The sequence below is a fragment of the Maribacter sp. BPC-D8 genome (assembly GCF_035207705.1).
GTDB lineage: Bacteria > Bacteroidota > Bacteroidia > Flavobacteriales > Flavobacteriaceae > Maribacter.
On sequence record NZ_CP128187.1, the window covers coordinates 1 to 11898 of the forward strand.

Below are 11898 nucleotides of genomic sequence, written 5' to 3' on the forward strand. Positions count from 1 at the left end.
ACGTACGGTAAATCATGTTGTTATGGTGGTGTTAAAAAACTTTGTTTTTTTTATTTCAAAAAGGCTTGTGTTATTAAGAATAGTGTGTACATTTGCACCCCGCAAACGAGGAAGATTAGTTCGGAATCGGGAGTTGGAAAAAGGTTCATATATATGTTGATTTGATCTGAGAAAAAAAGAAAATATTTTTTTCAATAAAAGTTGTCAGGTTAAAAAACAGTTGTATATTTGCAGCCGCTTAGGGAAACACCTAAGGGAAACGAAGCAAAGAAATCGAGAGATTTAATGCGGAGTGGATAGAAGTTCATTGAAATATTGTGGAGATAAGAATCGAGTTCAGGTGAGGACCTGAACGAGAGGAACAAGAATTAAGGAAACATACAATTTAGTATATCGTAAGGTATATATAAGGAATTGAATCGAGAGTCGGGGCCGGGAGAAATTTAGACTTCGTTGGGACGAATATTTACAAAACAACGATGAAGAGTTTGATCCTGGCTCAGGATGAACGCTAGCGGCAGGCCTAACACATGCAAGTCGAGGGGTAACAGGGAGCTTGCTCCGCTGACGACCGGCGCACGGGTGCGCACCGCGTATGGAACCTACCTTGTACAGGGGAATAGCCCAGGGAAACTTGGATTAATGCCCCGTAGTACCACGACCTGGCATCAGGATGTGGTTAAAGCCTTCGGGCGGTATAAGATGGCCATGCGTCCCATTAGTTTGTTGGTAAGGTAACGGCTTACCAAGACTACGATGGGTAGGGGCCCTGAGAGGGGGATCCCCCACACTGGTACTGAGACACGGACCAGACTCCTACGGGAGGCAGCAGTGAGGAATATTGGACAATGGAGGAGACTCTGATCCAGCCATGCCGCGTGCAGGAAGAATGCCCTATGGGTAGTAAACTGCTTTTATACAGGAAGAAAAATAGCTACGTGTAGCTTACTGACGGTACTGTAAGAATAAGGACCGGCTAACTCCGTGCCAGCAGCCGCGGTAATACGGAGGGTCCGAGCGTTATCCGGAATTATTGGGTTTAAAGGGTCCGTAGGCGGGCTGATAAGTCAGGGGTGAAAGTTTGCAGCTCAACTGTAAAATTGCCTTTGATACTGTTAGTCTTGAGTTATAGTGAAGTTGCCGGAATATGTAGTGTAGCGGTGAAATGCATAGATATTACATAGAACACCGATTGCGAAGGCAGGTGACTAACTATATACTGACGCTGATGGACGAAAGCGTGGGGAGCGAACAGGATTAGATACCCTGGTAGTCCACGCCGTAAACGATGGATACTAGCTGTCCGGAACCTTGAGTTCTGGGCGGCCAAGCGAAAGTGATAAGTATCCCACCTGGGGAGTACGTTCGCAAGAATGAAACTCAAAGGAATTGACGGGGGCCCGCACAAGCGGTGGAGCATGTGGTTTAATTCGATGATACGCGAGGAACCTTACCAGGGCTTAAATGCATATTGACAGGTCTAGAGATAGATTTTCCTTCGGGCAATTTGCAAGGTGCTGCATGGTTGTCGTCAGCTCGTGCCGTGAGGTGTCAGGTTAAGTCCTATAACGAGCGCAACCCCTACCGTTAGTTGCCAGCATGTCATGATGGGGACTCTAACGGGACTGCCGGTGCAAACCGTGAGGAAGGTGGGGATGACGTCAAATCATCACGGCCCTTACGTCCTGGGCCACACACGTGCTACAATGGCAGGTACAGAGAGCAGCCATGTCGCAAGGCAGAGCGAATCTACAAAACCTGTCACAGTTCGGATCGGGGTCTGCAACTCGACCCCGTGAAGCTGGAATCGCTAGTAATCGGATATCAGCCATGATCCGGTGAATACGTTCCCGGGCCTTGTACACACCGCCCGTCAAGCCATGGAAGCTGGGAGTGCCTGAAGTCCGTCACCGTAAGGAGCGGCCTAGGGCAAGATCGGTAACTAGGGCTAAGTCGTAACAAGGTAGCCGTACCGGAAGGTGCGGCTGGAACACCTCCTTTCTAGAGATTGTCCTTTTAAGGACAGTCCCTGACGAAGTAAAGAATGGAACTACGGTCCCGGTCTTTTGATTTAATAATAGTTTCTTTAGTAAATGTTCCATTACAATAATCTCCATAATTATGATATATAAGTAATTGCTTTTTTTTGCGAGGTATTTATGCCGAGAGGAAAGAGTAGGGACAGTCCCATAGCTCAGCTGGTTAGAGCGCTACACTGATAATGTAGAGGTCGGCAGTTCGAGTCTGCCTGGGACTACAAACAAGAAAATCGTCTTTGATTAGACGGTACGTTCATTAAGTATTGAAGGAAATTTTAGAAGTTGGGAAACCAGTTTTGCAGTACACGGTATGTGGTACGCAGTACGGCATAGGCTGAATACTGTAAACTGAATACTGATAACTGAAAACGGGGGATTAGCTCAGCTGGCTAGAGCGCCTGCCTTGCACGCAGGAGGTCATCGGTTCGACTCCGATATTCTCCACAGCGACGAAAGTCGACAACGTTCATTGACATATTGGAACAGGAGGTAAGACATTTTTATGTTTTACCGACTAAAAAAGAAAGAAACACGAATCTTTATTAAGTAAAGAGTACGAATAAAATAGAATAGATTAAAGATCTGGCGACAAGCTGGAAAAGGGCGTATGGGGAATGCCTAGGCTCTCAGAGGCGATGAAGGACGTGATAAGCTGCGAAAAGCTACGGGGATCGGCACACACGATATGATCCGTAGATATCCGAATGGGGCAACCCAGCATATTGAAGATATGTTATCCAGTAATGGAAGTAAACCCGGGGAACTGAAACATCTAAGTACCCGGAGGAGGAGAAAACAAAAGTGATTCCGATAGTAGCGGCGAGCGAAATTGGATTAGTCCAAACCGTACATGTTCCGGCATGTGCGGGGTTGTAGGACCACGACATTCGAGATGTAATGAACTAGAACGCTTTGGAAATAGCGACCATAGAGGGTGATAGTCCCGTATAGGTAAAGAGCATTAAGATAGTGGTATCCTGAGTAGTGCGGGGCACGTGAAACCCTGTATGAATCCGGCGGGACCATCCGCCAAGACTAAATACTCCTGAGAGACCGATAGTGAACCAGTACCGTGAGGGAAAGGTGAAAAGAACCGTGAATAACGGAGTGAAATAGATCCTGAAACCATACGCTTACAAGCGGTCGGAGCCCATATGGGTGACGGCGTGCCTTTTGCATAATGAGCCTACGAGTTACTTTTACTAGCAAGGTTAAGGACTTCAGGTCCGGAGCCGTAGCGAAAGCGAGTCTTAATAGGGCGCCATAGTTAGTAGTAGTAGACGCGAAACCGTGCGATCTACCCATGGGCAGGTTGAAGCTGTGGTAACACATAGTGGAGGACCGAACCCGTTGACGTTGAAAAGTCTTGGGATGACCTGTGGGTAGGGGTGAAAGGCCAATCAAGCTCGGAAATAGCTCGTACTCCCCGAAATGCATTTAGGTGCAGCGTGTAGATAGTTTTATAGAGGTAGAGCTACTGATTGGATGCGGGGGCTTCACCGCCTACCAATTCCTGACAAACTCCGAATGCTATAAAATGTTTCTGCGCAGTGAGGGCATGGGTGCTAAGGTCCATGTCCGAGAGGGAAAGAACCCAGATCACCAGCTAAGGTCCCAAAGTATATACTAAGTTGATATAACGCGGTGGAACTGCATTGACAGCCAGGATGTTGGCTTGGAAGCAGCCATTCATTTAAAGAGTGCGTAACAGCTCACTGGTCGAGCGGTTCCGCATGGATAATAATCGGGCATAAGTATATCACCGAAGCTGTGACTTCATATTTATATGAGGGGTAGGGGAGCATTGTAATTGCGTCGAAGGTGTACCTGCGAGGGATGCTGGAGCGATTACAAACGAAAATGTAGGCATAAGTAACGATAATGCGGGCGAGAAACCCGCACGCCGAAAGACCAAGGTTTCCCCAGCTATGCTAATCAGCTGGGGGTCAGTCGGGACCTAACGCGAACCCGAAGGGGATAGTGGATGGACAACAGATTAATATTTCTGTACCTGCTCACGCTAAAAGTGACGGAGGCGAGAAGTTGGTGCGTACAGACGGAATTGTACGTTGAAGGGAGCGGTAACGCCCCGATAGTACACCGAGACCACGGTCAAGGTGATAATCCAGCATATCGACTTCCAAGAAAAGCAAGTGAAGCAGCCCGTACCGTAAACCGACACAGGTGGTTGGGATGAGTATTCTAAGGCGCTCGAGAGATTCATGGCTAAGGAACTAGGCAAAATAGACCCGTAACTTCGGGAGAAGGGTCGCCCCCTTATGGGGGGCCGCAGTGAAGAGGTCCAGGCGACTGTTTATCAAAAACACAGGGCTCTGCAAAATCGAAAGATGAAGTATAGGGCCTGACACCTGCCCGGTGCTGGAAGGTTAAGAGGAGATGTCATTCCTTCGGGGAGAAGCATTGAATTGAAGCCCCAGTAAACGGCGGCCGTAACTATAACGGTCCTAAGGTAGCGAAATTCCTTGTCGGGTAAGTTCCGACCTGCACGAATGGTGCAACGATCTGGACACTGTCTCGGCCATGAGCTCGGTGAAATTGTAGTATCGGTGAAGATGCCGGTTACCCGCAGTGGGACGAAAAGACCCCGTGCACCTTTACTATAGCTTCGTATTGACCTTGGTCAAGCAATGTGTAGGATAGCTGGGAGACTTTGAAGCTGCATCGCTAGGTGTGGTGGAGTCATTGTTGAAATACCAGCCTTTGCTTGTCCGGGGCCTAACTCTCGATGAGAGAACAGTGCGTGGTGGGTAGTTTGACTGGGGTGGTCGCCTCCAAAAGAGTAACGGAGGCTTCTAAAGGTGCCCTCAATACGGTTGGCAATCGTGTGTAGAGTGCAATGGCACAAGGGCGCTTGACTGAGAGACATACAGGTCGATCAGGTTGGAAACAAGAGCATAGTGATCCGGTGGTTCCGCATGGAAGGGCCATCGCTCAAAGGATAAAAGGTACGCCGGGGATAACAGGCTGATCTCCCCCAAGAGCTCATATCGACGGGGGGGTTTGGCACCTCGATGTCGGCTCGTCACATCCTGGGGCTGGAGAAGGTCCCAAGGGTTGGGCTGTTCGCCCATTAAAGTGGCACGCGAGCTGGGTTCAGAACGTCGTGAGACAGTTCGGTCTCTATCTACTGCGGGCGTTAGAAATTTGAGTGGATCTGACTCTAGTACGAGAGGACCGAGTTGGACTGACCGCTGGTGCACCAGTTGTTCCGCCAGGAGCATCGCTGGGTAGCTATGTCGGGATTGGATAAGCGCTGAAAGCATATAAGCGCGAAACCAGCCACAAGATGAGATTTCTTTAAAGGGCCGTGGGAGATGACCACGTTGATAGGCTATAGGTAGAAGGGCAGTAATGTCCGTAGCCGAGTAGTACTAATTGCCCGTCAGGCTTGCGCATACGTACGTCCCTTCTTTAGGGAAGGGGCGGACGACGATCTTTACTTCTTTCTTTTTATTACGAAAAATACTTAATACTATAAGTGCTTCTTTCCTTTATAGGATCCTGTTCCATTCATGTCAACGATATTGCGGCGAAGGCCGCGGTCGGTAATATCCGATCTAAAACTTAGGTGGCCATGGCGACGGGGCCCACCCCTTACCATTCCGAACAGGGAAGTTAAGACCGTTTGCGCCGATGGTACTGCTATATCAAGTGGGAGAGTAGGTAGCCGCCTTTTTCGAAAGCCCTTTACAGTAATGTAAAGGGCTTTTTTTATACCATAAATCCAACAAAACTCTACTGCATAAACCCTCTGTAACAAAAGGTAATAGCAAAACGAACATCACTACTACTACTACTACTACTCATATAATAATCATTTCTACAGCTAATTCATCTGTACCTACGATAGAGACTTCATATCAATTGTATTGACTATTTAGTGTACTATGTTTAAGAAGGGTACAACTTAAATAAGAATATAGTTTACATGTAACCAAAATTAGTTAATCGTAAATCTGGGATTGAAGATGTAAATGGCAGTTAAATTAATGCTTCAAGTTTTGAAGTAATCTCTAAAGGTTTATTAATAACGGTACGTAAAAGAATCACTGATACTATATCTTTTAATTGATACGTGTATTTGTCAATTTTATAAGTAAATCTATATTTTGGAAGATAAGCACCAATAAATTGAGCTTACAGTAGTCTATATAAAAAAACCTGAGAAGTTATCTTCTCAGGTTTCGTTTGTTTTGAATAACGATTGTAAATTAATTTGCAATCTGAAATATATGTTGAATCTTAATCTCTATTGATATCGAAAATAATACCTTCTTTCTGCATTTGAGAAATTTCATTTTTTGAATACCCATAGGTTACCTCAGAATAGTTCTCGTCTTTATCAATCTTATAAAGTCTAGATTTTTTTGACATTTCATAATCGTTTAAAGAAAGGTATAAACTATCTGAAGTTACTTTCTCAAGTTTCATCGTAGAATAACTACCATTATCAACTTTGTATTTGTATACGTCACCAACAGCCGGAGCTGATAAATATAGCTGCGTATTTTCTTTGTCTTTCCCACTAGAATAAATTACAAATCCAATTAAGAGCGCTAATACTAAAAGTCCTGAAAACTGCCATATGGGTCCTTTCGCTTCGTCTTTAATGTTTTTATATTGCATTTTAAGCGCTTCGGGCATTTGTTTTGGAGATAAGGTCTCTTTACAATGGGTGCAATAAGAACTACCACTTTTCCCTAATGGAAACATAGGAATCCAAAAAACGTGAGCATGCTTTCTGTAAATATTGATGTAAATAGTATCTTGATTGTTGCAGTGTTGACAAGTAATATTTCTTGTTTTTACGGAGTCAAGATTTGCTGATCCGGTACCGAAGAAAATCATAGGGTTTGGTTTTGTTATTAAGTAAATATAACGTTTTTAAAAATTGTCTATTGTCGTGACAACTTTTAAAACCAATATATCAGTTAATTACGAGGTAGTTATCACATTCGAAATAATACTCTTAACAATCATTTTTGCGTGAATTCTAGAATTCTCTATAAACCATTTGTGGGTTTCCATCCCGCCACAAATTACACCCGCTAAATAAAGACCTTCTACATTGGTTTCCATAGTATCTGGATTATACTCTGGTAATTTCTTTGCATCATTACTTATATTGACACCTAGTTTTTCTAAAAAGTTAAAATTAGGTTTATACCCTGTTAATGCTAAAACAAAGTCATTTTCAATTGTTACATCACCATCTTGTGTGGTTAAGTTGATGTGATTTTTTGATATTGATTTTATGGTTGTGTTGTAATAAGCTTTGATGCTACCTTCTTCAATTCTATTAATGATATCTGGTCGCACCCAGTATTTAACGCGTTGACCAACTTCTGGTCCACGTATAATCAAGGATACTTCAGCACCTTTTCTATAACATTCAAGTGCCGCGTCAATGGCAGAATTACTAGCTCCAATTACCGCCACTTTTTGACCTGAATAGTAATGGGGATTGTCATAATAATGAACCACCTTATCTAAATCTTCTCCTGGTACATTCAATAAATTAGGTAGATCATAGAAACCAGTAGCGACTACAACCTGTTTAGAAGTATAGGTGGCTTTATCTGAAACTATTGTAAAAACATTTTCATTCTTTTGAACATTTTCAACCTTTTCAAATAGATTTATATTCAATTTATTAGAGGTTACAATTCGTCTGTAATATTCTAAAGCTTCATCTCGTTTAGGTTTAGCTTCATTACTTATAAATGGTATTTCGTCAATCTCTAATTTTTCAGATGAAGAGAAAAATTGCATATTACTTGGGTAGTGAAACAGCGAATTCACAATCGGACCCTTTTCTAGAATAAGGTAACTGAGTCCGTTTTTCTTTGCTTCTAAGCCACATGCAATTCCTATTGGTCCACCACCAACGATGACCATATCAAATTCAGTTTTCATCCTTCTAATTCTTTTATAGATTTAATTGGATCGGCGCTTTTAAATACAAAACTTCCGGCAACTAAAATATCTGCACCTGCTTCAACTAATTTCTTTGAATTGGCAGTTGTAACTCCGCCATCGACTTCAATAAGAGCAGATGATTTCTTTCTTGTAATCAAAGCCTTAGTAGCTTTTATTTTATCATATGTATTTTCTATAAATGATTGTCCGCCAAAACCCGGATTTACACTCATAATCAAAACAACATCAATATCTTGAATGATATCTTCTAAAAGCATAACATTAGTATGCGGATTCAATGCAACACCAGCTTTCATGCCCAATGCCTTTATGGCTTGTATAGTTCTATGTAGATGCGTGCACGCTTCATAATGTACCGTCAATATATGAGCTCCAAGATTAGCAAACTCTTCAAGATATCTATCAGGGTCTACAATCATTAAATGTACATCTAAAGGTTTTGTAGCATGCTTATGAATGGCTTTTACAACCGGCATACCGTAAGATATGTTCGGAACAAAAACTCCGTCCATAACATCAATATGATGATACTCCGCCTCACTTGCATTTACCATTTCAACGTCACGTTGTAGATTTCCAAAGTCCGCTGCTAAAAGTGATGGCGCTATACTTGCCTTTTTCATATGAATAAACCTTAATTGTTCATTACAAAAATACGTATTTGTAATTCGTTTTAATAGCGTTTTAGCTTTTGCTTTAACATCATTTAATCAATCTTCGACTCACCATTTTTAGTTAGTATAGGATTTATTTTAGTTTTGTATTTATTCAAAATACTATCTAGTTTTTCAAGTTCAACTTTAAGCTCTGCAGATAGTTCTTCAAAAACTTTATAAGCACCGTTGGTGGGTTTTGCATCGCCATCTTCTACACTTCTGCGCAAAGAAGCCAATCTATTGTTGAGTTTTATTGGAAAATTTAAAGGATCCTGACCCGATTGGTTTTTTACTTGATACAATGCTTCTTCAACTTCTGATAAATCATTTAAAAATGGAGTTACCGTATTAGTATAGTCGCTGGTTTCAATACTTTCTTTCGCGGCTGTAAGTGATTTTTTAATTTCACGAATTTTAATCACTGCTTCATTAGCTGCAGTAGTTTTACCCATAATTTTATTGGAAAGCTCGAACTGCTCATCTAAATCTTCTTTGGTGATACCTTTAAGATTGGGGTCCATTTTTATTTTGAAGGCATATGTTTTTTCATAATCGCCAGATTTCATTTTCACTTTATAAATTCCTAATGGAGCTTTTGGTCCTCGAGCAGGTCTTGCACTCCAAATAATCATACCGTCAAAAGTGGTGGCGCCTGTATATCTCATATCCCAAGTAAACGTATTTATTCCTTTTGCAGTGGTAGGCTTAGTAGATCCACCTTTTAGCCAATAAGGAATGTTAGGGTCTACTTCATATTTCGGTTTACTACCGGTAAAGGTGTTGATTAATTTATCTTGAGCATCATAAACTTCAAAAGTGATGGTGTCTTTTTGTTCCTTTAAGTAGTATTGAATAGAGGCGTTTGTTAAACCTCTAAGCGCATCTGAAGGTTTAAACAGAACAGCATCTTGCTTTGTCATTTCTGGGGTAAACTGTCTTATGGGTTGAATATCATCTAAGATCCAGAATCCTCTACCGTGTGTTCCTAATACGACATCATTATCTTTTATAACTAAATCTCTAACAGGAGTATCTGGAAGTTCTAACTGAAGACTTTGCCATAGCTCACCATCGTTCATTGAGAAATATACACCATGTTCAGTAGCCAAAAATAGTAACCCTTCTTTTACGGGGTCTTCACGTACGGCTCTTGCAAAATGTCCATCTTCAATTCCGTTAATAATTTTGGTCCATGTTTTTCCGTAATCATGTGTTTTGAAAACATAAGGTTGTCTGTCATCAACTTGGTATCTGTTAGCTGCAACATAAAGTGTACCTGGGTTGTGAATAGATTCATCAATAATACTTACTCTAGAAAATTTAGGTAAATCTTTAGGGGTAATATCAGCCCAATTTTTGCCGCCATCTCTTGTAATATGTATTTTGCCATCATCAGAACCTGCCCATATGGTATTAATATCGTGGTTTGATGGAGCAAGGGCAAATACCGTCGCATAAATTTCTGGCCCGTTCATATCCATGGTGATAATACCACCAGTTTTACCTAAGGTAGATGGGTCTGCATAGGTTAAATCTGGACTAATTTTTTCCCAAGACTGTCCGTCATCTGTAGTTTTCCAAACATGTTGAGAGCATGTGTACATTACATTTGAATCTTGAGGAGCAAACATAATAGGGAAAGTCCACTGCCAGCGTTCTGGTAAAGCACTAGCGGGTTCACCAGAGAAAAATCGTGGGTATACTTGAATATCTCTAGATTGTCCGTTACTTCTATCATAACGAGTTAAAAGTGCTCCTTGACTACCGGCATAAAAAATATCTAAGTCCGTAGGATGTTGTGTGATCCAGCCACTTTCACCACCGCCAACAGCGTAAGCCCAACCATCTCCTTGACCTCTTGCTTGCATATGTCCCCAACCATCACTTGGTACGGCAATAGTACTATTGTCTTGTTGTGCACCAGCTACATGATAAGGTACATCGTTCGTTGTCATTACATGGTATAGTTGAGTAGTAGTGTAATCTTCTTCTGTCCAAGTTTTACCACCGTTGATACTAACAACGCCACCACCGTCATTTGAAGAAATCATACGCTCTGGATTGTTAGGGTCTATCCATAAATCGTGATTATCGCCATGCGGTACTTTAATTTTTGTATCAAAAGTTTTTCCTCCATCGGTAGACTTCCAAAAATCAACATTAAGTCCGTAAACAATGTCTTTGTCTAGCGGATCCGCATAAATTCTCGAATAGTAAAAAGCACGTTGTCTCAGTTTTCTTTCATCATTAGTGCGTTCCCAAGTTTTACCGGCATCGTCTGAACGAAAAATACCACCTTCGTTAGCTTCTACAACAGCCCAAACACGATTAGAATCTGCTGGTGAAACTGTCACTCCGATTTTACCTAACGGACCTTCTGGCATTCCAGGGTTTTTTGAAAGATCTGTCCAAGTTTCACCGGCATCAGTAGATTTCCATAGTTTACAATCTGGACCACCGCCCCACATTTTCCATGCTTTTCTTTGAACTTGCCATGTGCTAGCGTATAAAACATTAGGATTATTTCTGTCAATAATTAAATCTACGGCACCTGCCTTATCACTTACATACAATGTTTTGTTCCAAGTTTTTCCACCATCGGTACTTTTAAAAATACCACGTTGTTCATTATCGCCATATGGGTGCCCTAATGCGGCTACATAAACAATATCAGGATTTGTTGGGTGAATTCTAATTCTAGAAACCGCTTGAGTTTCTTCGAGACCTAGATGTGTCCAAGTTTTACCGGCATCAGCTGATTTATAAACTCCGTCACCTTGGGTGATACTGCCGCGTAATTGTACTTCTCCCATACCAATGTATACAATATCAGGATTAGTTTCTGCGACCGCCACTGCACCAACGGAAGAGCTTGTAATTTGACCATCGGTAACAGCTTCCCATTCATTACCGCCATCTGTAGTTTTCCATAGTCCGCCACCTGTTGCACCGAAATAATATTCGTTAGGTCTACTTGGACTTCCCGAAGACCCTAAGGAACGACCGCCACGTACAGGACCGATATTTCGCCATTCTAAATTCTCATAGAATTCTGGAGTTATTGTTGCAGTATTTGTTTTAGATTTTTTTTGTGCAAAACTGGAGCTAAAAGCGACCAATGTAAATGCAAGTAATAGGTAGTATTTTTTCGTATTCATAAGGTGGAAGTTAGGTTGGTTCTATTGATGAAATAAAAGAATTTCACTTTGAAAATAATCAATTATTCTGCTATAATTGAATGA

Annotated in this window: 4 protein-coding genes, 2 tRNA genes and 3 rRNA genes; 5 read left to right on the forward strand and 4 right to left on the reverse strand. The window is 41.9% G+C overall.

All coding sequences use genetic code 11. From position 1 onward, the window contains the following. The first annotated feature begins 476 nt into the window (after positions 1–476). The 5 genes from QSV08_RS00005 (at position 477) to rrf (ending at position 5736) form a co-directional block, all read left to right on the forward strand. Positions 477–2001: ribosomal RNA gene (locus QSV08_RS00005) — 16S ribosomal RNA — on the forward strand. Positions 2002–2183: 182 nt separating this feature from the next. After that, a tRNA-Ile gene (locus tag QSV08_RS00010) sits at positions 2184–2257 on the forward strand. Between the two features lie 152 nt (positions 2258–2409). Continuing rightward, a tRNA-Ala gene (locus QSV08_RS00015) sits at positions 2410–2483 on the forward strand. A 141-nt stretch (positions 2484–2624) separates the two neighbouring features. After that, positions 2625–5456 (forward strand): 23S ribosomal RNA (locus tag QSV08_RS00020). Between the two features lie 168 nt (positions 5457–5624). Next, positions 5625–5736 (forward strand): 5S ribosomal RNA (rrf, locus tag QSV08_RS00025). Together the 16S, 23S and 5S rRNA genes with 2 tRNA genes alongside form the textbook arrangement of a ribosomal RNA operon. A 566-nt stretch (positions 5737–6302) precedes the next feature. Here the strand turns inward: rrf and QSV08_RS00030 are convergent. The 4 genes from QSV08_RS00030 to QSV08_RS00045 form a co-directional block, all read right to left on the reverse strand. Next, the gene (locus QSV08_RS00030; protein WP_324025604.1) at positions 6303–6908 is read right to left on the reverse strand and encodes a hypothetical protein; all 606 of its coding nucleotides are present in this window, start codon (positions 6906–6908) and stop codon (positions 6303–6305) included. An 87-nt stretch (positions 6909–6995) separates the two neighbouring features. Further along, complete coding sequence (locus QSV08_RS00035; RefSeq protein ID WP_324025605.1) at positions 6996–7976, reverse strand: YpdA family putative bacillithiol disulfide reductase; 981 nt, start codon at positions 7974–7976, stop codon at positions 6996–6998. Then, the gene (gene rpe, locus QSV08_RS00040; RefSeq protein WP_324025606.1) at positions 7973–8623 is read right to left on the reverse strand and encodes a ribulose-phosphate 3-epimerase; all 651 of its coding nucleotides are present in this window, start codon (positions 8621–8623) and stop codon (positions 7973–7975) included. Before rpe ends, QSV08_RS00035 begins: the two co-directional genes overlap by 4 nt. 83 nt (positions 8624–8706) lie before the next feature. Then, complete coding sequence (locus tag QSV08_RS00045) at positions 8707–11814, reverse strand: WD40/YVTN/BNR-like repeat-containing protein (protein WP_324025607.1); 3108 nt, start codon at positions 11812–11814, stop codon at positions 8707–8709. Positions 11815–11898 lie beyond the last annotated feature (84 nt).

What these genes read in the sequence shown, in the direction of transcription:
- QSV08_RS00030 (WP_324025604.1), bottom strand. Translation starts at nt 6,908, where the DNA reads ATGATTTTCTTCGGTACCGGATCAGCAAATCTTGACTCCGTAAAAACA.
- QSV08_RS00035 (WP_324025605.1), bottom strand. Translation starts at nt 7,976, where the DNA reads ATGAAAACTGAATTTGATATGGTCATCGTTGGTGGTGGACCAATAGGA.
- rpe (WP_324025606.1), bottom strand. Translation starts at nt 8,623, where the DNA reads ATGAAAAAGGCAAGTATAGCGCCATCACTTTTAGCAGCGGACTTTGGA.
- QSV08_RS00045 (WP_324025607.1), bottom strand. Translation starts at nt 11,814, where the DNA reads ATGAATACGAAAAAATACTACCTATTACTTGCATTTACATTGGTCGCT.